Annotated in this window: 22 protein-coding genes and 1 tRNA gene; 2 read left to right on the plus strand and 21 right to left on the minus strand. The window is 51.1% G+C overall.

The annotated features are described in order from the left end of the window. Window positions 1–2 precede the first annotated feature (2 nt). The 7 genes from GGC63_RS18010 to GGC63_RS18040 form a co-directional block, all read right to left on the minus strand. A complete protein-coding gene (locus GGC63_RS18010; RefSeq protein ID WP_192703451.1) occupies window positions 3–716 on the minus strand; it encodes a M50 family metallopeptidase in 714 nt (237 codons plus the stop codon). A 290-nt stretch (window positions 717–1,006) separates the two neighbouring features. After that, the gene (eno, locus tag GGC63_RS18015) at window positions 1,007–2,299 is read right to left on the minus strand and encodes a phosphopyruvate hydratase (protein ID WP_192703452.1); all 1,293 of its coding nucleotides are present in this window, start codon (window positions 2,297–2,299) and stop codon (window positions 1,007–1,009) included. Window positions 2,300–2,332: 33 nt separating this feature from the next. Next, on the minus strand, window positions 2,333–3,868 hold the full coding sequence (gene gpmI / locus GGC63_RS18020) for a 2,3-bisphosphoglycerate-independent phosphoglycerate mutase (RefSeq protein ID WP_192703453.1): 1,536 nt from the start codon (window positions 3,866–3,868) through the stop codon (window positions 2,333–2,335). A 1-nt stretch (window position 3,869) separates the two neighbouring features. Then, window positions 3,870–4,622 carry a triose-phosphate isomerase gene (tpiA, locus tag GGC63_RS18025; protein WP_192703454.1) on the minus strand — a complete coding sequence of 251 codons (753 nt, stop codon included), beginning with the start codon at window positions 4,620–4,622 and terminating at the stop codon, window positions 3,870–3,872. Window positions 4,623–4,709: 87 nt separating this feature from the next. Next, on the minus strand, window positions 4,710–5,891 hold the full coding sequence (locus GGC63_RS18030) for a phosphoglycerate kinase (protein ID WP_192703455.1): 1,182 nt from the start codon (window positions 5,889–5,891) through the stop codon (window positions 4,710–4,712). Window positions 5,892–6,174: 283 nt separating this feature from the next. Continuing rightward, a complete protein-coding gene (gene gap, locus GGC63_RS18035; RefSeq protein WP_079914650.1) occupies window positions 6,175–7,182 on the minus strand; it encodes a type I glyceraldehyde-3-phosphate dehydrogenase in 1,008 nt (335 codons plus the stop codon). 57 nt (window positions 7,183–7,239) lie between these two features. Next, window positions 7,240–8,268: a sugar-binding transcriptional regulator gene (locus GGC63_RS18040; RefSeq protein WP_079914649.1), complete on the minus strand. Its 1,029-nt coding sequence runs from the start codon at window positions 8,266–8,268 to the stop codon at window positions 7,240–7,242. A 307-nt stretch (window positions 8,269–8,575) separates the two neighbouring features. On the opposite strand from GGC63_RS18040, the gene GGC63_RS18045 reads away from it, so the two are divergent. Then, window positions 8,576–8,650, plus strand: a tRNA-Arg gene (locus GGC63_RS18045). Between the two features lie 154 nt (window positions 8,651–8,804). Beyond that, a complete protein-coding gene (gene clpP, locus GGC63_RS18050) occupies window positions 8,805–9,386 on the plus strand; it encodes an ATP-dependent Clp endopeptidase proteolytic subunit ClpP (RefSeq protein ID WP_079914648.1) in 582 nt (193 codons plus the stop codon). 62 nt (window positions 9,387–9,448) lie between these two features. Here clpP and GGC63_RS18055 read toward each other — a convergent pair whose 3' ends face one another. The 14 genes from GGC63_RS18055 to hisD all read right to left on the minus strand — a co-directional run bounded on the left by GGC63_RS18055 (window position 9,449) and on the right by hisD (window position 24,216). Further along, window positions 9,449–11,215 carry a stalk domain-containing protein gene (locus GGC63_RS18055; RefSeq protein WP_192703456.1) on the minus strand — a complete coding sequence of 589 codons (1,767 nt, stop codon included), beginning with the start codon at window positions 11,213–11,215 and terminating at the stop codon, window positions 9,449–9,451. 311 nt (window positions 11,216–11,526) lie between these two features. Next, entirely contained in the window at window positions 11,527–11,796 is a 270-nt protein-coding gene (locus GGC63_RS18060) for an HPr family phosphocarrier protein (protein WP_028548982.1), read from the minus strand. 151 nt (window positions 11,797–11,947) lie between these two features. Next, window positions 11,948–12,877, minus strand: coding sequence for a DNA-binding protein WhiA (whiA, locus tag GGC63_RS18065; RefSeq protein ID WP_079914645.1), 930 nt, complete (start codon window positions 12,875–12,877; stop codon window positions 11,948–11,950). A 6-nt stretch (window positions 12,878–12,883) separates the two neighbouring features. Next, window positions 12,884–13,870, minus strand: coding sequence for a gluconeogenesis factor YvcK family protein (locus GGC63_RS18070; RefSeq protein ID WP_192703457.1), 987 nt, complete (start codon window positions 13,868–13,870; stop codon window positions 12,884–12,886). Next, window positions 13,867–14,766: an RNase adapter RapZ gene (rapZ, locus tag GGC63_RS18075; protein WP_079914643.1), complete on the minus strand. Its 900-nt coding sequence runs from the start codon at window positions 14,764–14,766 to the stop codon at window positions 13,867–13,869. The genes GGC63_RS18070 and rapZ overlap by 4 nt, the downstream gene beginning before the upstream one ends. A gap of 126 nt (window positions 14,767–14,892) precedes the next feature. Beyond that, a complete protein-coding gene (locus GGC63_RS18080; RefSeq protein WP_192703458.1) occupies window positions 14,893–15,843 on the minus strand; it encodes an ROK family glucokinase in 951 nt (316 codons plus the stop codon). A gap of 127 nt (window positions 15,844–15,970) precedes the next feature. Continuing rightward, entirely contained in the window at window positions 15,971–16,918 is a 948-nt protein-coding gene (gene trxB, locus GGC63_RS18085; RefSeq protein ID WP_192703459.1) for a thioredoxin-disulfide reductase, read from the minus strand. 50 nt (window positions 16,919–16,968) lie between these two features. After that, window positions 16,969–18,720, minus strand: a complete 1,752-nt coding sequence (locus GGC63_RS18090) for a tetratricopeptide repeat protein (protein ID WP_079914640.1) — start codon at window positions 18,718–18,720, stop codon at window positions 16,969–16,971. Between the two features lie 106 nt (window positions 18,721–18,826). Beyond that, window positions 18,827–19,777 (minus strand): ribose-phosphate diphosphokinase, encoded by a 951-nt coding sequence (locus GGC63_RS18095; RefSeq protein ID WP_192703460.1) that lies wholly within the window; start codon window positions 19,775–19,777, stop codon window positions 18,827–18,829. Between the two features lie 418 nt (window positions 19,778–20,195). Further along, entirely contained in the window at window positions 20,196–20,885 is a 690-nt protein-coding gene (gene hisIE, locus GGC63_RS18100) for a bifunctional phosphoribosyl-AMP cyclohydrolase/phosphoribosyl-ATP diphosphatase HisIE (protein ID WP_079914638.1), read from the minus strand. Then, a complete protein-coding gene (hisF, locus tag GGC63_RS18105) occupies window positions 20,882–21,640 on the minus strand; it encodes an imidazole glycerol phosphate synthase subunit HisF (RefSeq protein WP_192703461.1) in 759 nt (252 codons plus the stop codon). Before hisF ends, hisIE begins: the two co-directional genes overlap by 4 nt. A 74-nt stretch (window positions 21,641–21,714) precedes the next feature. After that, on the minus strand, window positions 21,715–22,326 hold the full coding sequence (hisH, locus tag GGC63_RS18110) for an imidazole glycerol phosphate synthase subunit HisH (RefSeq protein WP_192703462.1): 612 nt from the start codon (window positions 22,324–22,326) through the stop codon (window positions 21,715–21,717). A 2-nt stretch (window positions 22,327–22,328) separates the two neighbouring features. Further along, on the minus strand, window positions 22,329–22,934 hold the full coding sequence (hisB, locus tag GGC63_RS18115; protein ID WP_318781076.1) for an imidazoleglycerol-phosphate dehydratase HisB: 606 nt from the start codon (window positions 22,932–22,934) through the stop codon (window positions 22,329–22,331). Further along, window positions 22,927–24,216, minus strand: coding sequence for a histidinol dehydrogenase (gene hisD, locus GGC63_RS18120; protein ID WP_192703464.1), 1,290 nt, complete (start codon window positions 24,214–24,216; stop codon window positions 22,927–22,929). Before hisD ends, hisB begins: the two co-directional genes overlap by 8 nt. Window positions 24,217–24,270 lie beyond the last annotated feature (54 nt).

Here is a 24,270-nt window from a genome sequence, read left to right on the forward strand (position 1 = left end):
TCTTAACGGTATTCGTTATAACGGGACTGTTCCGATTGCCGTGCCGGTCTCGGTTTCCTGCGCTCCAGAAAGGCGGTGATCGCTTTTTTGGCGCACCATAACCCGAATAGGCTGAAAAAGACCGCCCAGCCCAAGGCCGGTATGAACGTGATTCGGCTTAAATTGGCCGCATCCCCTGCCGATGCCGGATTCTCCAGCGCATACACGATCAGCGAGATCGGACCGACTACCGATTCCTCCAAGGTGAGGAACGCGAGCAGCAAATAATAAAAATCCGTCAGCCAGCGTGGAGATAATGCCAGCATAATGATATTCAATGCGATGAACCCGACCAGCCACATGACGCCGAACTCGTTGCGAACGAATAAAATGAGGGAGATGATAGCAATCACGGTAATGACCTGAAGTCCGAGCCGCTGTCTGCCCCCAGCCCGCATTTTGAATAAGAAGACGGCGAACAAGGACGCCGTCATATAGCCAGCTAGCGATACCGGAATGGAGCTCCAATTATTCATGATCTGGGAGTACGTAACCCCGCTGTGATTGGCGTACAGCTCAATGTACATAACCTTACCCGAAAGCGCCAGCGTCATCACCGCATGGCCAAATTCGTGAATCATCGTGTCCAAGTTACGGAAAAAAGATGAAAAGGGGATCAACCGTGTCAGAAAGGCTGACCCTATTAAAAATAATACAGTCTTTAACCCGTTACCCATGATTGACCCCCTGGAACGGGTTGTATGAACAGCGCAGAGTCTTATCGAACCTTTGCTTCTGCCTGCGAATGAGACACTGCCTCCGGCGTCTGTTGAAAACGGGTTCTTTAATCATTTCCCTTGCGGTAACAACCCGTTTTCAAAGGCCGCACGTAAACTCTCCGGCAGCTGTCTCTTTCTCCGGCCGAATCCTTCGATGAAAATAGCTGTTCATACAACCCGTTTATTATTAAATAAGCACAAAAGACGGATTTAGAACCCGTCTTTTGATTATACCAAGTACTACTATCTTATTTGAAGTTCTTCAGGTTGTAGAACGCTTTTTTACCAGCGTATTGAGCTGTGCCGCCCAATTGGTCTTCGATGCGAAGCAATTGGTTGTACTTCGCTACGCGGTCCGTACGGGAAGGAGCACCTGTTTTGATTTGACCCGCGTTAGTTGCAACCGCGATATCGGCGATGGTGCTGTCTTCGCTCTCACCGGAACGGTGGGAGATAACTGCAGTGTAACCAGCGCGCTTAGCCATTTCGATAGCATCGAAGGTTTCAGTCAAAGTACCAATTTGGTTCACTTTAACCAAGATGGAGTTTGCGATGTCTTGCTCGATACCTTGGGACAAGCGAGCTGTATTCGTTACGAACAGGTCGTCGCCAACCAATTGTACTTTGCCGCCCAATTTCTCAGTGAGCAATTTCCAGCCTTCCCAATCGTCTTCGGAGCAGCCGTCTTCGATTGTGATGATTGGATATTTTTCAACCCAGTTCGCCAAGAAGTCTACGAACTCAGCGGAAGTGAAGGATTTGCCTTCGCCTTCGAGGTGGTATTTGCCGTCTTTGAAGAACTCAGTGGAAGCCACGTCCATACCCAAGAATACGTCAACGCCTGGTTTGTAGCCAGCACGCTCGATAGCGGTCAGGATGGAAGTGATAGCTTCTTCGTTGGAAGCGAAGTTAGGAGCAAAGCCGCCCTCGTCGCCAACTGCTGTGTTCAAGCCTTTTTCTTTCAATACGGATTTCAAGCTGTGGAAGATCTCAGCACCCGTACGAAGAGCTTCTTTAAATGTAGGTGCGCCTACAGGAAGAACCATAAATTCTTGAACGTCCACGTTGTTGTCCGCATGAGCTCCACCGTTGATGATGTTCATCATAGGTACTGGAAGCTGTTTTGCGTTGAATCCGCCCAAGTATACGTACAGAGGGATGTCCAAAGCTTCAGCAGCTGCACGAGCTACAGCCATGGAAACCGCCAAAATTGCGTTAGCGCCCAACTTAGCTTTGTTAGGAGTACCGTCCAGCTCGATCATTTTGTTGTCGATTGCAACTTGATCCAAAGCGTCGAAACCGATCAATTCAGGAGCGATGATATCATTTACGTTCTCAACAGCTTTCAGAACGCCTTTACCCAAGTAGCGGGATTTGTCGCCGTCGCGAAGCTCAACTGCTTCGTATGCGCCTGTGGATGCGCCGGATGGAACGATAGCGCGGCCTTTTGCGCCGGACTCCAGATATACTTCTACTTCTACTGTTGGATTCCCGCGGGAATCCAGCACTTCACGAGCATAAACATTAGTAATCATTGTCATGACTTGATACACTCCTTATTCTTTGTAAGATGGTTATTGAATTAAAGCTTGACCGGTCATTTCCTGAGGCTGCTGTACTCCGAGAAGCTTCAGCACCGTAGGGGCGATATCCGCCAAAATGCCACCATTTCTTAGTGTAACATGTTTGTCGGTCACAATAAAAGGTACCGGATTGGTCGTATGCGCCGTGTTGCGGCTGCCGTCCGGATTCGTCACCACATCGGCATTTCCGTGGTCCGCTGTAATCAAGGCTACGCCGCCTTGTGCAAGGATCGCTTCAACGACTTTACCCAAGCATTCGTCCGTAGCTTCAATCGCTTTGACCGTCGGCTCAAGCAAACCGGAGTGGCCTACCATGTCCGGATTCGCGAAGTTCAGGATGATGACATCATGGCGTCCCGCTTCGATCTCCTTCACCGTCGACTCGGCCAGCTCATAAGCGCTCATCTCCGGCTGCAGATCATACGTCGCTACTTTCGGAGAGTTGATCAAGACGCGGGTTTCACCCGGAAGCTCTACATCGCGTCCGCCGCTGAAGAAGAACGTTACGTGCGGGTATTTCTCCGTCTCTGCCGTACGCAGCTGCTTCAGGTTGTTTTGCGCCAACACCTCACCTAGCGTGTTATCCAGGTTCTTAGGCTTGTAAGCAACGAATCCGTCTACGCTCTCGCTGAACAGCGTCAAGCAGACATAGTGCAGATTCGAAGGGCATTTGGGCCCGCGATCGAAGCCGCGGAAATCGCTGTTCGTGAACACTTGAGACAGCTGAATGGCGCGGTCCGGACGGAAGTTGAAGAAGATAACGGAATCGCCCGATTCAACCAATCCAACAGGAGTTCCGTCGGCCTTCACAATAACGGTTGGCATCACAAATTCGTCGAATACCGATTTCTCGTACGATTCGACGATCGCTTTCATCGGATCCGTATAGGTTGGGCCTTCGCCGTATACCATCGCGCGATAGGATTTCTCCGTACGCTCCCACCGTTTGTCGCGGTCCATCGCATAGTAGCGGCCTTGCACCGTAGCGATTTTACCTACGCCAAGCTCGCTGATTTTGGACTGCAATTTCTCCATGTACATTTTAGCGCTGTCCGGAGCCACGTCGCGGCCGTCCAGGAAGGCATGAATGTACACTTCTTCGAACTGTTCCTTTTTGCAAACTTCCAGCAAAGCGAACAAGTGAGCAATGTGACTGTGCACGCCGCCGTCCGACAGCAGGCCGTACAGATGCAGCTTTTTGCCATTTTGCTTCGCACTCTTAATAGCGTCCAGGATCGTCTCGTTCTCGAAGAACTCGCCGTCGCGAATCGATTTGGAGATCCGAGTCAAGTCCTGATACACGATACGGCCTGCGCCGATGTTCAAATGGCCCACCTCGGAGTTGCCCATTTGTCCCTCAGGAAGCCCTACGGCTTCGCCGCAAGCGGTCAAAGTTGTATGAGGGTATTCCGTCCAGTAACGGTCGTAGTTCGGCTTTTTCGCTTGAGCAACGGCATTGCCCATCACTTCGCCGCGAAGGCCGAAGCCGTCAAGTATAATCAGTGCTACCGGTTTCGGTCTGGACATCTTACTTCGCCCCCTCGACGAGTGCGATGTAGGAAGCCGGCTCCAAGCTCGCTCCGCCTACGAGAGCGCCGTCGATGTCGGACTCTTGCATATATTCGCTGATGTTGTTAGGCTTCACGCTGCCGCCGTATTGAATACGAACCGCATCCGCTGTCGCTTGGCCGTACAAGCCTGCCACCAATTCGCGGATATAGCTGATAACTTCGTTAGCGTCCGCAGCTGTGGAGGATTTGCCCGTTCCGATTGCCCAGATTGGCTCGTATGCGATAACAACTTGAGCTGCTTGCTCTGCGCTCAGGCCAGCAAAAGCCGCTTCCGTTTGCACTTTGCAAACATCCTTCGTTTGACCTGCTTCGCGCTCTTCGAGCTTCTCACCTACGCAGAGAATTGGAGTCAAGCCATGCTTGAAGGCCGCTTGTACTTTTTTGTTCACGATTTCGTCTGTTTCCGCAAAATAAGCGCGGCGCTCAGAGTGTCCGATGATCACGTAGTCTACGCCAAGGTCCTTCAGCATCACACCGCTGATTTCACCTGTGAACGCGCCGCTGTCTTCAAAATGAAGGTTTTGCGCGCCAACTTTCAGCGTCGTTCCTTTTACAGCCTCAACCAGGGCAGGCAGGTTGGTGAATGGAGCGCAGATGACGCTCTCCACGCCGTCTACTTCGGCTTTGCCTTTGACTTCGTTAACGAAAGCTACCGCTTCGCTAACGGTTTTGAACATTTTCCAGTTACCGGCAATGATCGGTTTACGCATTTTCGTCACTCCTTGTAGGTAGATTTCCGGCGAGTAACCGGACCTGCCTCAAGCAGGCCGGTCATTCACCGGTCTATGTGAAATGTCTTATTTATCGTTCAAAGCTACAACGCCTGGAAGAGCTTTACCTTCCATGAACTCGAGGGAAGCGCCGCCGCCTGTGGAGATATGGTCCATTTTGTCAGCAAGATGGAACTTCTCAACTGCTGCTGCGGAGTCGCCGCCGCCGATTACCGTATAGGCGGAAGTAGCAGCGCAAGCTTCTGCAACCGCACGAGTACCGTGGGAGAATGGCTCGATTTCGAATACGCCCATAGGCCCGTTCCATACAACCAGCTTGGATTCCGCAATCGTTTTGGCATATTTCTCGCGGGTTTTCGGTCCGATGTCGATACCTTCCCAATCCGCAGGAATTCCGCTGATGGCAACAGCCTTCGTATTCGCCGTAGGGCTGAAATCGTCGGTTACAATGATGTCTTCCGGAAGCAGGAAGTTCACGCCTTTTTCCTTCGCTTTGTTAATGAAGCTTAGCGCCAGGTCGATTTTCTCGTTGTCTACTAACGATTTGCCGATCTCGTGGCCTAGAGCTTTCAAGAACGTGTAGGACAAGCCGCCGCCGATGATGATGTTGTCTGCGATGTTCAGCAGGTTGTTGATAACATCGATCTTATCTTTAACCTTCGCGCCGCCAACGATAGCTGTGAAAGGACGCTCCGGATTGTTCAACGCTTTACCCAATACATCCAGCTCTTTCTCCATCAACAGACCGGAAACCGCAGGCAAATGATGCGCGATACCTTCTGTAGAAGCATGAGCACGGTGAGCTGCGCCGAAGGCATCGTTCACGTACAAGTCTGCAAGCTCAGCGAACGCTTTGGCCAATTCCGGATCGTTCTTTTCTTCACCAGCATAGAAACGTACGTTCTCCAGCAGCAATACGTCGCCTTCGTTCAAAGCCGCTACTTGTGCTTTTACCGCATCGCCGATAGCTTCGTCCGCTTTAGCAACCGGTTTGCCCAACAGCTCAGCCAGACGGACAGCAGCCGGAGTCAAGCGAAGCTCTTCCACAACTTGTCCCTTCGGACGGCCCAAGTGGCTCGCCAAAATAACTTTAGCGCCTCTTTCCGTCAAATATTGAATCGTAGGAACCGTTTCGCGAATCCGCGTATCGTCAGTGATTTTTCCGTTTTCCAACGGCACGTTGAAATCTACCCGTACAAATACTTTTTTGCCTTTTACTTCTACGTCACGAACGCTTTTTTTGTTCATTATTCTCCCGCGCCTCCTCTATATTTTACCATTGCGACTGGACCTATCCAAACATAAAAAATGTGGTTCTGCCTGACTCCGTTACAAACGTCCCGCCTATAAAACAATAGAGGATGTACTACAAGAGCGCCAGCGTGGTTCCTTTGAGATTCTATTCATACCGCTATGAAGTCCAATCAAAAGAATACCCTCTCAACAGCACCTGAAAGTACATCCCCTTTGCATAATAGAGCGAAGCGTTTTATAACCCGTTCAGTTCATAACCACAGTTGGTTGATCTAAATTACAGACCTTTTTTTGCGATGAAGGATACCAAGTCAACTACACGGTTGGAGTAGCCCCACTCGTTGTCGTACCAGGAAACCACTTTAACCAGGTTGTCGCCAACTACCATAGTCGACAAAGCGTCGATGGTGGAGGAAGCTGGGTCACCGTTGTAGTCGCTCGATACAAGCGGCTCAGCGGAGTAGTTCAAGATTCCTTTCAAAGGACCGTTAGCTGCTTCTTGCAATGCTGCGTTTACTTCGTCAACCGTTACGTTCACTTTCAATTCAGCAACCAGGTCAGTTACGGAAACGTTAGGAGTAGGAACGCGGAATGCCATACCGTTCAATTTGCCTTTCAACTCAGGAAGCACCAAGGAAACGGCTTTAGCTGCACCTGTAGTGGAAGGAATGATGTTCTCAGCCGCTGCACGAGCACGACGAAGATCTTTATGCGGAAGATCCAATACGGATTGGTCGTTAGTGTAGGAGTGAATCGTTGTCATCATACCTTTAACGATACCGAATTTGTCGTTCAACACTTTAGCGAATGGAGCCAAGCAGTTGGTTGTGCAAGAAGCGTTGGAGATGATAGTGTGACTAGCTGGATCGTATTTATCTTCGTTAACGCCAAGAACGATAGTGATATCTTCGTCTGTTGCAGGAGCGGAGATGATAACTTTCTTAGCGCCGCCTTTCAAGTGAAGGGAAGCTTTTTCTTTCGCTGTGAAAATACCTGTGGATTCAACAACGATCTCAACGCCGTTAGCAGCCCAAGGCAGGTTCTCTGGGTTACGCTCAGCAAATACTTTTACTGTTTTGCCGTTAACGATCAAAGCGCCTTCTGTTGCTTCAACAGTGCCTGCGAATTTACCGTGAGTTGTGTCATACTTCAACAGGTGAGCCAAAGTTTTAACATCAGTCAAGTCGTTGATAGCTACAACTTCTACTTCAGGGTTGTTGAATGCTGCGCGGAATACGTTACGACCAATACGTCCAAAACCGTTAATACCTACTTTAGTTGCCATGTGAGATAGCCTCCTAATTATTAGTCATTTGGATTTATGTCAAGACAGGATAACCTGTCATGATGGCAAAGTCTGAACTATGACCTGTGCTGCCGCTTCGTCAATGACGACAATATCTTCTCTCCCGAACCGCAGCACCGCCGCGATCGCTTCGCCCTTGCTCTTGCCTCCGGCTACGCCGATCACGCAGTCCATTTCTTGAATATCTTCGATTCTCAATCCTACGGTCGGCATATTGTGCAGGATTTTGCCGTCCCGGTCAAAATAATAACCGAACGCCTCCGCCAACGCGCCGTCGTTCCGCAAGCTTGCTGTGGTAGCCTCATCAACCTTCCGCCGTCTGGCCATCACCATAGCGTCACCCATTCCATGAATAACGATACGGGCTTTGCGGATAAACTGGATAATCTCCAGGATGTTGCTGTCCTGCATCAAGGTTTGATAAGCTTCCTCGCCCAGATGATAAGGCACATGAAGCAGCCGGTACTTGGCGCCCGTCTTCTTGGCCATCGTCGAAGCGATTGTGTTCGCCTGAACATCCATGCTTTCTCCAAGTCCGCCTCGGGCCGGTACGAACCAGCTGCCCTTAAGCGAGGTGGAGGAGGACAAATGATAGGCGACCTCTGCCATCGTAGAGCCTCCGGTTACGGCAATCACTTCATCCTTGGATACGTACTTGCTGAGTACGGCAGCTCCGGCGCGCCCCAGCTCCTTCTTCGTATGAGGAGAAGTGTCCGAATCTCCGGGCACGACAACGACCTGCTTCAGCCCAAAGTGCGCGCGAATTCGTTCTTCAAGCTCCGTTAAGCCGAACAAATCTTTTACGAGCGGCTCAATTTTCTCCAGAAGCTGTCTTCCGGCTTCGCTGATTTTCATGCCCGAGGCATCGACATTCAGCAATCCCTGCGCCTTCAGAAAATCGACCTCGGCCCGAAGGATACGCTCCGTCTTGTTCAGCGACGCCGCAAGCGTTCTGCGGCCTACGATACCGGATACCATGATATGGTGCAGGATGGTATACCGTTCTTTCAAGGTGTCCAGCAAGTCCGGCAGAAGCTGCTTTTGAATATCGAGTAACTCTCTCATAAAACACACTCCCGCTGGCTATTGGACTTTTTTCGTCCCAGTACTACATTTTAAGTCCCACAGACTTCAAAAAAACAACTAAGCTTTCACTTAGCTAAGTTCATTATATAAAATCTGAAAACCATTTTCAACTAAAACTCACAAAATGGACAAAAAAATAGTTCTATCCTTGAAACATCTGACCTCTGAATCCGGAATCTTTTTTCACCGCTATGTACCCAATGCCAATTTTAATCAGAGGGTTGCTTTTTTGCGCCCGGTATCATATAATAACTCTTGCTTCACTTTTTGTTAGACAATCTATTATGCGCCCGTGGTCCAATGGATATGACGTAGGCCTCCGGAGCCTGAGATTAAGGTTCGATTCCTTACGGGCGCGCCACTTTACTTTACGAAGATCAAGCCTCTATACCTGGCAGCTATGCAGGTTGGAGGTTTTTTTGCAGGTGTTGTTTGACCTTTCTTGACCTTTGTTTGTTTTTACGCTATGATGGTTATAGTGTTACCATATATGATCCTTAAGGAGGCTGCAGCATATGAGTTTCATTCCAATGGTCGTTGAACCGGATGCAAGAGGAGAGCGCGCTTATGACATTTACTCCCGTTTGCTGAAGGATCGCATTATTTTTCTGGGAACTCCGGTAAACGACGTTGTGGCCAATGCGATTATTGCCCAACTGTTGTTCTTGGCCGCGCAGGATCCGGATAAAGACATTCACTTGTACATTAACAGCCCTGGCGGTTCCATCACAGCCGGGATGGCCATCTACGATACGATGCAGTTTATTAAACCGGACGTGTCGACGATCTGCGTCGGTATGGCCGCGTCCATGGGAGCGTTCCTGCTTGCGGCAGGCGCCAAAGGCAAACGCTTTGCGCTGCCTAACAGCGAAGTGATGATTCACCAGCCTCTGGGCGGAGCGGAAGGACAAGCAAGCGATATCGAGATTCGTGCTAAGCGCATCCTGAAAATGCGCGACAAGCTGAATCACATCTTGGCTGAGCGTACCGGTCAGCCATTCGAGAAAATCGAGAAGGATACTGACCGCGACAACTTCATGTACGCTGAAGAAGCCGCAGCATATGGCTTGATCGATAAAGTAATCGAACGCGTATAACCACACAAAAAAGTTCCGGCCGCTGCCGTCAGGCAGTACCGGAACTTTTTTGTGTGTTTGTATTACTCTTTATCATCTAAAGGATAGAAGATGAGATCGATGGGGAATGCCGAGCCTGCTGGAGGTGTAAACTCAATATCCAGCGATGGTTCCTTGCCTGTCGTCTTAGCCAGAATTTGCATGCCGTCGAATGCAGTCAACACGCCGGATTGCGGCACGAGCTGCATCTCGCCATTAATTTTGAACGGGCCTTTAAATACGCCGCCGTACGCCAGAATCATAATGGCCATTTTGCGCGGCTTATCGGAATGAATCTTATATACCACGCCGTAGTTGCCTTCGTTCTTCACATTCTGCTTTCTCATCGGGTCATAGCCCGGCTGGAACGGATCCGTCTCACCGTCACCGATAATAAGCCGCGATGGCGTAGTGAACGAGCTTGCGTTAATATTCCAGGTCACTTCCGATACCGGGAACGAGCCGCGAACATGACCAGTGAACGGCAGAAGCGGAAGCTGTGTCAACGTATTTTGTGCAATCCGGTCTGTCGCGACGAAGGAGAATTGGATTTCTCCGTCCGTTTCAACATCATAGAACAAGTTCACACCTTGACCCGGGTAGAATTCCGGCATCTGCGAGTAAATCAAGGTCTGATTGGCCGGAATGACCATCTCTTCATTACGGGGGTCTTTCATCAAGAATTCAACCGACGCTTCGTTACCGATCAAATTCGCATACACAGAAGGCCATACCTCGCCTTTGTTGGTCGTCTTGATAGTGACCGGCTTGTTCGACGTATTCTTGGCCAGAATAGCCATAGTCACCTTTTCCTTCGTTCCATTCACGTGGTCGGCATACAGCCTTCCTTTTCCGTTCACGGTGTCTTGATACAAAATACCTTTTTCCGTGAATTCCTCCGGACTATCACTCACCAGAAGCTTTCTGGTGGAATCCGCGGTGACCTGCTTGGGCAGCTGCGGCAAATTCCAGAAATTCCCCCACAGCGTGGTCCAATCCGTTTTGATGAAGCCGCCCGGAGGCTTGGTGTAGATAGGGTATTCTACTGCGCTTAAGTACGTTTCACTGCTTATCGTTATGTTTCGGGTATAAGGCTCACTTTTGTTCCCATGAGCGTCCCATACAGTCAGAGTAATCGGATACGTCCCCGGCGTGAAGAAAGCTTCGTTATTGCCGGTCCATTCATATTTTGCGATTCCTTCTGCATCCGGATCATAGCTGAGATCCACGTATTTCACCGGTTCGCCGATCCGGTAGGTGTCTTTTGCAAAGGCGAATTTCGCTACAGGCTTCGAATTCCCCGAGTTCGGAATATAAATCCCAGCCGGAGTTTTCGTATGGATGATCTCTACACGTCTCAATTCGTCATTGTACGTATAGCGGGCACCCATGTAGTCGGCCAGCCAAGTCAGCTTGATCAGCAAACGCCCTTCCGGACTGATCGCGGCTACGGAGTCAAACGGCTCCATCACGCCATTGATCCATACAGCTTTACGGTCGCTGTCAAGCACGATGTTGAAGCCTGGTGTTGCCATTTCAATCTGACGTGACTTGTCGTTCCATTCCACCTTCAGACCCATTGCATCCCCCAGGAACTTGGCAGGCACAAACATTTTGTCTTTGATGATCGTAGCTGGGGAGTCTAACGTTACCTGTTTCCCGTTCAAAAACGCCTCCGCTTTATCGACATAGAGCAAAATGTAGGTCGAAGTCGACGCTACGCTCTGTGCCGAAGCCAACGGAGAGAAGAGGACGGTGAACAACAAGGTGATGATCATCATCAGAGACATTTCTCTTTTCATCTGTTTCATCTCTCTTACTCCTTCTAAAAATAAAAATATAAAAATAAGAACAGCAAAAAACCTTTTCTGCAGAAGACACGTCATTATAGACGCTCCGCTCAAGAAAAGGTTGCGCTTTTCTGTGCATCCCATACCACCCATTGTCTTCCATCCGGTAACGTAATCTCATTACCCGAATTCTCAGCATGGGCGACTGCGTATAGCAGCAGGTTATCGCCAGTAAGATATGCTCTTTGCTGCGCCGATCGGGCGCTTAAGCGAACACTTAAAACCTTCCCAAGTGGTGAAAAAGCTTCCTTAACGGAAGCCTGTGGCGGTTGTTATTGATTCTCCAGTTCCTCTTTGCTGACCAAAGCAACTAAAGCGTTTACAGCCTGCTCGGCGTCCGAACCTTCTGCACTAATGTACACTTCCGTACCTGTGCTGATAGCCAAGCTCATTATGCCCATGATACTCTTGGCATTGACTTTCTTCTCGTCCTTCTCGACGAAGATCTCCGAAGAAAACTTGTTAGCTTCCTGCACAAATAGTGCCGCTGGTCTGGCATGAAGGCCAGTTTTCAACTTTACGACTACTGGGCGTTTCGACATTCCAACCCATACCCCCTACTTCTTAATAACAAATGACCATCCAGATGAATGACCATGAAAAAGCGATTTTTCAAATATTATACCATTTATCCATCCGATACACTAGGCGTATCGTAAAATAACACAAAAAATCTATATTTTCCGTAAAGTGCTATGATTTACGAATTTTTTCCGCTAGCTCATCAATTTTCCGTAGACGGTGATTGACGCCGGACTTGCTGACATTGCCTTTTAGCAGGTCGCCGACTTCTTTCAAATTCATGTCCGGATGCATGAGACGGATCTCCGCAACCTCGCGAAGCTTCTCAGGCAGATTCTCCAGGCCGATTTCCTTTTGAAGCAGACGTATATTATCGATTTGCCTTACGGCCGCGCCGATCGTTTTATTCAGATTCGCCGTCTCGCAGTTGACTAGCCGATTGACCGAATTGCGCATATCCTTCATAATACGCACATCCTCAAACCGCAGCAGCGCCTGATGCGCGCCGATCAAATTGAGAAACTCGATAATTTTCTCGCCTTCTTTGATGTAAAATACAAAGCCCTTCTTCCTCTCGATGCAGCGGGCGTTCAAATCAAATTCGTTGGCCAGCCGGCACAACGCTTGACAGTGCTCCTCATACATGGAGGAAATCTCCAGGTGATAGGAAGAACCCTCGGGATTGTTGACCGATCCGCCGGCAAGGAAGGCTCCGCGCAAATAGGCGCGCTTGCAGCAATCCTCCTTGATAATATCCTCTGCGATACCGGGTGTAAATAGAAACCCTTCGGATACGATCTGCAATCTGGACAAAATCTCCTGCACCTGATTCGGTACACGGACAATGTAGACGTTATTTTTTTTCAACCGCATTTTTTTACGTACCAACAGCTCGGTATGGACATTGAATTCCTTCTTCAACAGCGTGTACATACGACGTGCAATAGCCGCATTCTCGGTTGAAACATCCAGAACGATACGCTGATTGGTCAGCTGAACGGACCCGTTCATTCGGATAAGCGCGGACAGCTCAGCCGTCTCACAGCAGGCATCGGACTGGATCATCGTCAGTTCTTTTTTCGTTTGTGCGGCGAAGGACATGGCAAATCACCTCTTCTTGTGCATCCAGCTCTCCACCAGTTGATATATGTGATGACTTAATTTGACGGCATCATGGCGCAGATAGGTCCGGAATAGAACAAGCTGGTCGCCGATTACCTTGTACCCGTTTTTCGTGACCTCTTCGAGGTCCAACGGAACGACCTTGGCTCCCTTTTCGGCATATCTGCTTTGTACTTGGGCGGGGATTTCTCCGTTATTGACGATAACATAATCGAACAAGTGATGTCCGACATGGTGGTATACGGCTTTCAAATGGTCGCTGACCGTATAATTATCGGTTTCTCCGGGCTGGGTCATAACATTGCAAATAAACATTTTCAGCGCCTTGGATTCTACAATCGTGCGTGTGATTTCTGGTACAAGCAGGTTTGGCATAATGCTCGTGTACAGGCTGCCGGGACCAACAAGAATGGCATCGGCCTGCTTGAGCGCATCAACCGCTTCATCCAGCGGGGGCACATCGGAAGGCTCGATAAAGACGCGCTTGATCACCTTGCCGGCCTTCGGGATCTTGGACTCTCCCACGACGACCGTTCCATCGGTCATCTCCGCCTTCAATACAATGGGATCATTGGCAGCGGGAAGGACGCGCCCGCGAACGGCAAATACACGGCTTAGCTCGCGTACTCCGGTAACGAAATCACCGGTAATATCTCGCATCGCTGCCAAGATTAGATTGCCCAAACTATGGCCGGCTAATCCTTGACCTTTCTCAAAGCGGTATTCCAGCATGTTGCCGAGCAGGGGCTCTACATCGGCCAATGCCGTCAATACGTTGCGGATATCACCTGGGGGCACCATTTCCAGCTCGGACCTGAGGATGCCGGAGCTCCCTCCGTCATCCGCTACAGTCACGATCGCCGTAATATCCATCGGCTTCTCCTTCAAGCCGCGGAGCATTACCGATAGGCCAGTGCCTCCCCCTATGACAACGATTTTAGGGCGCGCACTCTCAAGACGGGTATCCGTCATTTCTTCACCTCAACCCGGTCACGCTCGGAGTCCCGGTGGCTGACCCGTACCGTCTCCGTCTCGCTGTTCCCCATCACTTTACCCAGATATTCAGCAATAGCAACGGAACGGTGCTTGCCCCCTGTACAACCGATGCCTACGACAACCTGACTTTTGCCTTCCTTCTTGTACTGGGGAACAAGAAAGTTCAGCATATCGAGAAGCTTGCTGAGAAATTCCTGCGTCTCGTTCCATTTCATGACATAGTCGTATACTTCCGGATCTTGGCCTGTATTAGGCCGGAGTGTCTCCACATAATGCGGGTTAGGAAGGAACCTGACGTCGAAGATAAGATCCGCATCGATAGGAACCCCGTATTTGAAGCCGAAGGAAATCACATTGATCGAGATACCGTTCGATTCCAGATTCGTGAACCGCGACACGATCCGCTCCTTCAGCTGCGCAGGCTTCAGACTGCTCGTATCGATCACCTGGGTCGCCATGCCCTTGAGTTCCTCCAGAAGCTTGCGCTCCTGTACAATGCCTTCCAGAGGCGCGCCTGCAGGCGCCAGCGGATGCTTCCGCCGGCTTTCCTTGTACCGCTGTACCAGGACGGAATCCGTCGCATCAAGAAACAGAATCTCATACGTCAGCGTATGGTTCTCCTTAATATAACGTAACGATTCCGACAGGGAAGTGAAGAATTCCCTTCCCCGAAGGTCAATAACTAGAGCTACTTTGCCGATACGGCCTTTGGATTGTTCAATCAATTCGGCAAATTTAGGTATGAGTACGGGGGGAAGATTATCCACGCAGAAAAAGCCCAAGTCCTCCAAGCTTTGCACGGCAATGGTTTTGCCGGCACCTGACATTCCGGTAATAATCACGAGTTTGCCTAAGGTATGCATTTCTTCCATGCGACTTTCCACCTCCAGAGCCCGGATTCCCGTCGGCGTGCCGCCTAGAGCCCGAGCTGTTTTAACGAAACAAGCTCTTAAAACAAGCAAAACTCTTCTATCTTTATTTATATCAAATCGCGTCGACTAGGAGTGCAGATTCAAACCGGCGGCTCCTACCACTCCGGCATCATTGCCCAGGCTTGCAGGGACGATCTCGACGCCCTCCTTGGCGGATTCCTGAGCAAATTCGTTGAAATACTTGCGAATGGCATCAAACAGAATATCTCCGGCCTTCGATACGCCGCCGCCGACGATAAACCTCTGCGGGTTCAATACGACCGACACAAGCGCCATAGATTTGCCTAAATAATAGGCTGCACGGTTAATGATCCGCAGTGAGACCTCGTCTCCGGATTTCGCCGCGTCAAAGACGTCCTTCGCCATAATGTTCTCTACCAATGCAAGCGAGGTGTGCTCGCCGCGTTCCACCGCTTCTTTGGCCATACGGATAATGCCCGTCGCCGAAGATACAGTTTCCAAGCAGCCTTTCATCCCGCATCCGCATTGAATAGCTTCCAGATCGGGAACGACGATCATATGGCCCAATTCGCCGGCCATTCCCTTAAACCCTTGGACGATGCTGCCGTTAACGATGATGCCGCCGCCGACACCGGTTCCAAGAGTATAGCATACGAGGTTCGGAATGCCCGCTCCCGCGCCGCTCCAGGCTTCTCCCAATGCCGCTACATTCGCGTCATTGTCGATTTTTACGGTTTTGCCGAGTTTCTCTTCAAGAATTGTTTTGATAGGTACGTTACGCCAGCCCAAGTTGGGGGATAGCTTAATAAAGCCTTCCGGGATATCCATAAATCCGGCGATGCCTGCTCCGATCCCGGCAACCTGATCCCATTCATATGGAGAATCCGCCACAAGCTTGCGCACATACTGTGCGATGTTCTCCAATACGACGTCGACACCATGTTCCGTTCCTGTCGGTCCTTCAAAGGTTTGCAGCAGCTTCCCATTCTCGTCGCAAAGCCCTACCTTAATGGCTGTTCCTCCCAGATCGACTCCAACGTACACTTTCTCTCCCATTATCCTGGTCACCTCATAAACTTTGATCGCGTATTGTTTCCTGTTCCAACTATAAGCCAACCCCTTGCACAGGTCAAGAAGCCGAAATGAAAAAACGCGGAACCCCGGTCCCACGTTTTCCCCATTATTACAGCGATTGACTCCAGTCGTGAACGGCATGTCCTTCCAAGAACTTCTCACACTCAAGAGCGGCCATACATCCGCTTCCGGCAGCGGTGATCGCTTGGCGATACTTGCTGTCCTGTACATCGCCGCAAGCAAAAACGCCTTCCACATTTGTCTGCGTCGTGCCTGGCTTCACTACTATGTAGCCGTGATCGTCGGTTGTAATCTGTCCGCCCAGGAAATCCGTATTCGGCTTATGGCCGATCGCAACGAAAATACCGTCGGTTTCGAGAACCTCTTCGTTACCTGTCGCGTTATCCTTCACTCTCAAGCCGGTAACGCCCTTCTCACCCATAACGACTCCGAGCGGAGTTTTGTTCAGGCTCCACGTCACTTTGGAGTTCGCGCGAGCGCGGTCCTGCATGATTTTGGAAGCGCGAAGCTCGCTGCGGCGATGCACCAGACGAACCTCGGTTGCAAACCTCGTCAGGAAGTTCGCTTCCTCCATGGCCGAGTCTCCTCCGCCGACAACAATAATTTTTTTGCCGCGGAAGAAGAAGCCGTCACAGGTTGCGCAAGTGCTTACGCCGCGGCCGATGCTTTCCTTCTCATTCTCAATGCCAAGCAGCTTCGCCGAAGCTCCGGTGGAAATGATCAGCGTTTCCGATTCGATATCTCCCAAGCCTTCAACCGAAAGCTTGAACGGACGCTTCGAAAGATCCACTTGATTCACCCAGCCGGTTTTAAATTCCGCTCCGAAGCGTTCCGCCTGCTTGCGCATGTTATCCATTAATTCAGGACCCATAATGCCTTGAGGAAAACCAGGGAAGTTCTCAACCTCCGTAGTCGTTGTCAATTGTCCGCCCGGCTCCGGACCTTCAATGACCAAAGGATTCAAATTCGCACGAGCCAAGTAAATGGCTGCCGTAAGCCCGGCAGGACCGGTTCCGATTACTATTGCTTTGTACATGTTCAGTTCCTCCTTAAAGTTTCCCTCTTCATCGCCATCCGTGTTGCTTGTTACTTCACCTTATTATCAAAGCTTGAGAACGTCGGGAAGATCGCTTCCATCTTCTCGCGAATGCCGCAAGCCTCATCAATCATTTTGACATTCTTGCTGATCGTCGCCGGAGTAACCTGGTAACGAGTCGACAGCTCGTGAAAAGAGATGGAGCGGCGGTGCATTTTGGCCGTCAAATATTCCAGCGCTGCCGCCCAGCCCTCGCTCTTCGTTATTTTCGGCACATTCGGGTAAACTCTCGATAGATATTCTACCCATAATGTTTGCAAATCGTACTGCTGTACCATATCATACCTGCGGTTCATCTCCTGCATGGCACGATCCATAACCTCCTGCCATTTCCGCTCCCAAACCGGCAAATTCGGCGAGAACGGCGAAGCAGGAATCGTCAGCCGATTCCCGTCGATGACTGCTGTGACCGGTTCACGCAGCCCGATATTGCGCAGCACGAAGATGGCTACCTTTTTCAGGTAATCGTCCTCTTTCGGCTCCTGGATAAAATCCAGAAGCGCCTCCTTGACCTCACTGTCGCCAATCAGGCCAAAGGCTTGAATGACCTGCAGCTTCGTCTCGGTATCTCCATGACGCAGCGCCCAGAAGAAGGACGAACGGACCAAAGGATCCCGCTTCAAGTGATCGGGCAAGCCCTCCGTAGACTTTTCCAGCCCACGGAACTGCTCTTCAAAAGGAAGATGGTAGTGATAGCTGACCGAAGGCTTCACCTGCTCAGTGCGGGCCTTCTCCAGCTGGCTCAAATAAAACTTCGGAATTTCGGAGCCGGGATCGAACTTATCCGCCTGACGCCATTGACGCTCCGCCTCGTCGTACCGTTGGGTATTATAAGCCGCCACCGCCGTATAGTGGAACAGACACGGATCAAGTCCTGCCTCCCCCGTCTTCAGCAAGCGCTTGAACAGACGGTAAGCCGTCTCGTGCTCACTCAAGATCCCCATCGTTGTGGCCAGCTTAAACACATGATCCTGATGGAACGGATACGTTTTGCGCAGAACGCCGAGCAGCTCGGATAAGTTCTCCTTATCTCCGAAATGCTGGTAGAAAATGGCCAGATTGCACAACCCGTGCAGATTGCCCGGATCCAGCTCGAGCACCTGGCGTATCATATCAACGGATTTTTCAAAATGCCCCATGTAATAATAGGCCAAAGCCAGATTATTGCGTGCAGCCATGAAATCCGGATGCTTCTTGATAATTTTCTCTAAAATACGGACCGCTTCCGCAAATTTGCCCTCTTCCAGCATACTGCGTGCCCGGTCATGCTCGAACATGCCTTCCCGGCTTTTGATCGAGGTCAGCTTGGTCGGACGGTCCAGCTCATAGCTGAGCAGCTCGATCATCTCCTCCGACTCTTCGAGGAACTGGCCTGTAGGGTCGTTTTCGAGGTAATGAATGATCGCCTTTTCCGCCGATTCATAATTCTCCATATTGGCATAATTGTTGGCCATGTAGAAGTAACATTCCGTCATACTCGGATCAATATGATCCAGTACGTGCTGAAGAATGCGGTTGGATTCCTCGTAATTCCCCATCTCCGAAAGCAATCCCGCCAGATTGCAATGATTCACCGGATTCTCCGGTTCGTAATCAGCAGCCCGACGAAAATACTTTAATGCCTTATCGTAATGATATCGGTCCAAAGACTGAACGGCTCTTTCGAAAAAGAACGTGGCATCCATTTTCATCGGTATGACTTTCTCATGCTGACTCGGGTTAGCACGCTTTTTCTTTTCCATTAAATAAGGCACCTCCGGTTCCGACTGGAATTCACATAGGAAACCAGTGTTAGTTGATACAAAAAGTATAGCATAAAGAGTATGATACCCATACGTAGATTACATCTTATACTCCGCCGTATTTGAACAAGGAGCTGATGGAACCGCCGTCTTTTATAATTCGAATCGCATTGGACAATAATCCGGCTACAGAAAGCACCTGGAATCGGGATGAATGATCTTCAGGAATCGCAATGGAGTCTGTAATCACGACTTCCTTAATGTTCGGGTGATCCAGACGCTGCAGGGCAGGTCCCGAGAATACCGGGTGCGTCGCACAGATGTAGACATCGTTGGCTCCCCGTTCCTTCAAGCCCTCGACAACATTGACAATGGTCGTTCCGGTATCGATCAAGTCCTCGAAGATCACCGGCGTTTTGCCTTTTACGTCCCCGATTACGTGAGTAACGACCGCTTCATTGTGCGCATAGCGCTTTTTAAACATCATAGCGATAGGGGCTTCCAGCACGTTCGCCAGATTCTCCGCTCTAGTCACACCGCCCGCATCCGGAGATACGACGATCAGATCGTCGATTTCCTTCTTCTTGATATGAGCGCTCAGCAGATCCAACGCCGTCAAATGATCAACAGGAATGTTGAAAAATCCTTGGATGGCAGGCGCATGCAGATCGATCGTGATAACACGGTCCGCACCGGCCGCATTCAACAGGTCCGCAACCAATTTCGCAGAAATCGGTTCGCGTGGAGCCGCTTTACGCTCTTGGCGGGAATAACCATAGTATGGAATGACAAGATTGATAGTTTTTGCCGACGCGCGCTTGGCTGCATCCATCATAACCAGGAGCTCCATGAAGTTCTCGTTGATGGGATGAGAAAATGTTTGTACCAAAAACACGTGGCAGTTCCGAATCGTTTCTTCGAAGCAGCAGTAAATTTCCCCGCACTTGAATCGGGAAAGCTTGACTTGGCCTAATGGAACACCCAGCTCGTTACTTATCCGTTCGGCTAGCTTAGGGTTGGATGATCCGGAAAAGATTTTCAATTTGTCGCTATACATGGTTACAGGTTACCTCCGCTATGGAATGTTTACGTAAATTTTCGTGGGTTGTTTTCCGATGCATCTATAACATCAACAGTCATTATACAATAAAAATGTCCACAACCCCAGTATACATGAAAACAAACGAATTATAAAAAGGCATTTCCGTGAAAAAAAGGGGATAAAGTGCATAACAGCGGGCTTTTTACCATTATAAGGGGCGTTTTGGGCATTGATTATTTCCGTTTGCCAAGCTTTCCCTCGTTAGACACAGAGCAAGGGCATAAACGGAAGCCCTCTCGTCGAACGGTCGGTCTTGCGCTCCATGCCCTTTTGTACTATAGCGGATTGCACCAGTTAAGAGGCTGCAGCGAGCTGGCATAGGCGGAAACATCACCTTACTTAGTTGTACGCTGCGCTCTATCGGCGGTTTCGGTTATTTTTTATGTCTTTTATCGAGTTCTTTCATGACTTCGTCCAACGGAAGCTTCGCTTCGCGAAGAAGAACCATCAAGTGGAAGATCAGGTCGCTTGATTCATAACGAAGCTCGTCATTGTCGCGGTTTTTGGCTGCGATAATAACCTCGGCGGTTTCTTCGCCGACTTTCTTCAATATTTTGTCGATTCCTTTTTCGAACAGGTATGTCGTATAAGCGCCCTCCGGACGTTCCGCTTCGCGCTGAGCGATGACGGACTCCAGCTTGGACAGCATGGCAAAACGATCGTTTGCAGCCGTTGCAGGCTCTGCGGAAGCCTGGCCCTTGACCGGAACTTCATTATAGAAGCAGCTGTAGCGCCCCGTATGGCAAGCAGGACCGTTCTGAATGACTTGGACGAGCAGCGTATCGCCGTCACAATCATACTTCAGAGCACGAACCTGCTGCGTGTGTCCGGAGGTTGCACCTTTGTGCCACAGCTCGCTGCGGGAGCGGCTCCAGAACCAGGTTTCTCCCGATTCCAGCGTCAGCTTCAGCGACTCCTCATTCATGTACGCCATCATAAGGACATCCTTGCTTACTGCATCCTGCACGATCGCTGGTACTAGACCTTGAGCATCCCACTTGATCGCTGCCGAGAGCTCCTCCCAGGAAAGCCCGGCTTGTTGTTCATTGTCCACGTTACTCATCGCACTTCGACCCCTTTATGTCTGAGGTTGCTCTTAACCTCATCGATTGTAAGCTCTTTATAATGAAAAATCGTCGCGGCCAATCCCGCGTCCGCTTTGCCTTCTGCAAACACATCGTAAAAATGGTCCTTCGTCCCCGCACCGCCGGAAGCGATAACCGGGATGTTCACCAGCTCGGACACGGCACGGGTTAACGGGATGTCAAAACCGTCCTTCGTACCGTCGGCATCCATACTGGTCAGGAGAATTTCTCCTGCGCCGAGCTGCTCCGCCTGCTTCGCCCATTCCAGCGCCTTGATCCCCGTGCCATTGCGCCCGCCATGGGTGTATACTTCCCATTCTCCCCATGCCTCGTTAAACCGGGCGTCGATTGCCACAACGATGCATTGAGAGCCGTAACGGCGCGCTCCGTCGGAAATCAGCTGCGGATTCTTGACGGCGGCTGTGTTGATGCCGATCTTGTCTGCGCCTGCGCGGAGCAGCCGCTTCATGTCATCCACGCTGGAGATTCCGCCTCCTACCGTAAACGGGATTGTGATCTCGCCTGCGGTTTTCTTAACCACCTCGACCATCGTCGCCCGCCCTTCGACGGACGCGGAGATGTCGAGAAACACAAGCTCGTCTGCACCCTCCCGGTCGTAAATCGCCGCCAGCTCGACCGGATCGCCCGCATCGCGCAGATTGACGAAGTTTACACCTTTGACAACCCGCCCATCCTTAACGTCGAGACAAGGAATAATACGTTTGGCAAGCATCGGTTCGTCCTCCCCGTTTCTTTACTCATTGATTCGGCTGTGCAGCCGCAATCCCCATTCGTCGGAAGCTGCTATCAACAGCTGACCCTGCACAGCTCGAGAAAATTACCTAGCAGCTTCATGCCGATGCTGCCGCTCTTTTCGGGATGGAACTGCATCCCGTATATTTGATTCCGTCCGACGATGGCCGTTACCTGCTGATAATAATCCGTCGTCGCAAGCAGATCCGACCGCTGCTCCGGTTGAACATGATAGGAGTGCACGAAGTAGACATGCCCTTGCTCGATGCCCTTGAATAACGGGCTCGACTGCACTAATTGCAGCCGATTCCAGCCCATGTGCGGCACCTTGTAGCTGCCGCGGAAGCGGACCACGCTGCCCGGCAGCAGGTTCAAGCCTTCGTGCGAGCCGTGCTCCTCACTGCGGCTGAACAAAAGCTGCATGCCGAGGCAGATGCCGAGAAGCGGCTTGCCGGATTCCGCATAACGCTTTACCACACCGTCCAGCTGCGATTCGCGCAGATGCTCCATCGCATCGCCGAAGGCGCCTACGCCCGGCAGGATGGCACCGTCCGCAGCCATAATCTGCTGCTCGTCGGAGGTGATCACCGCCTCATAGCCTAGGCGCTCAACGGCCTTGCTGACGCTGTGCAGATTGCCCATGCCATAGTCGATAATGGCGATCATGGCTACAGCACTCCCTTCGTGGATGGCACGCCTTTCACGCGCGGATCGATGCTCGTCGCTTCGTCCAGCGCACGGCCGAGCGCTTTGAATATCGCTTCGATCATGTGATGCGTGTTTTGGCCGTAGTGGACAATGACATGCAGAGTAATGCGGGCTTCCAATGCGAATTTCCAGAGGAATTCTTGAACCATCTCCGTCGAGAAGCTGCCGACCTGATTGGATGGGTACTGGGCACGGTATTCGAAGTGCGGACGGTTGCTCACGTCGATCACGACTTGGGCCAGAGCTTCATCCATCGGGATGAATACGTTGGCATACCGTTTGATCCCTTTCTTGTCGCCCAGCGCTTCGCGCAGCGTTGAGCCTAAGCAAATCCCGATATCCTCCACCGTATGGTGGTCGTCGATATCGATATCTCCGATAGCCTTAACCTGCAGGTCAAATTGGCCGTGCTTCGTAAACAAGTCAAGCATATGGTTCAGGAACGGCACTTCTGTTTCGATTTCCGAGACACCGGAACCGTCCACGTTAAAGTTCAGTTGAATGTCCGTTTCATTCGTTTTACGGGCAATGCTTGCTGTACGAGTCGCTTGCAGTTGTTCAGCCACGGGAGTCCCCTTCTTTCTCAAGTCGTATTTGTATCGCCCTTGCGTGGGCTTCGAGCCCTTCATGGCGGGCTAATGCGATAATTTTGTCCCCGTTCTTGAGGAGCGCATCCTTGCTATAATAAATGACGCTCGATTTCTTCATGAAATCATCCACATTCAATGGGGAAGAGAAACGAGCCGTGCCGTTCGTCGGCAGCACATGGTTTGGACCGGCGAAATAATCGCCTACCGGCTCTGAGCTGTACGGTCCAAGGAAGATGGCGCCGGCATTTTCGATAGCGCTCAAATACTGGAACGGCTCCTTCACGAGCACCTCGAGATGCTCGGGCGCCAGCCGGTTGACGGCGCGCACGCCCTCCTCGAGACTGTCTACCGTGAGGATCGCCCCATAATCGCGGATCGATGCAGAAGCGATGTCCTTCTTCGGCAGCGTCTCCAGCTGGCGCACTACCTCCACCTGCACCGCTTCGGCAAGCGGCCTGGACGGCGTGATGAGGATCGCCGAAGCCATCTCGTCGTGCTCCGCCTGCGACAGCAGGTCGGCCGCCACGTAGGCCGCGTCGGCCGATTCATCGGCCAGCACCACGATCTCGCTCGGGCCGGCGATGCTGTCGATGTCCACTGCACCGAACACGTAGCGCTTGGCCAGCGCTACATAGATGTTGCCCGGCCCCACGATCTTATCCGCTGCCGGAATCGACTCCGTACCGTAGGCCAGAGCGGCTACCGCCTGCGCTCCTCCGACACGGTAAATCTCTTTGACACCCGCTTCCGCAGCTGCAACCAGGATGTGCGGGTCGATGCCTTCGACCCCGGCGGTTGCCGGTGGGGTGACCATTACAATCTCGGGCACTCCGGCTACCTGTGCGGGAATGGCGTTCATCAGCACGGAGGACGGATACGCCGCCTTTCCGCCCGGAACATACAGGCCTACCCGGCGAAGCGGACGGATCACTTGCCCCAGGATGCTGCCATCCGGCTGCAAATCCATCCAGGAGGTGCGCATCTGCTTCTCGTGGAACCGCCGAATATTATCCGCCGCTTCCCTGATCGCGGTGAGGAAGCTCTCGTCTACCTTCGCGTAGGCCGCCTCAATCTCTGCATCGCTCACGCGCAGCTCATCGACCGTAATTTTATCGAATTGCTGTGCGAACCGTCTGAGCGCTGCGTCGCCTTCCCTGCGCACGCTCTCAATAATGCTTTTGACCCGCTCGTTCTGCTCTTCCGAGCCGTACTCCACTTCACGCTGAAGCGCAAATTCGCTGGCCGGCATGATTTTCATCACGATTTCCCCCTTGCCCTTGTAATTGCCATTTATGATATAGATAAGCTCTTT

The sequence above is a fragment of the Paenibacillus sp. OAS669 genome, from assembly GCF_014873645.1.
GTDB lineage: Bacteria > Bacillota > Bacilli > Paenibacillales > NBRC-103111 > Paenibacillus_S > Paenibacillus_S vulneris.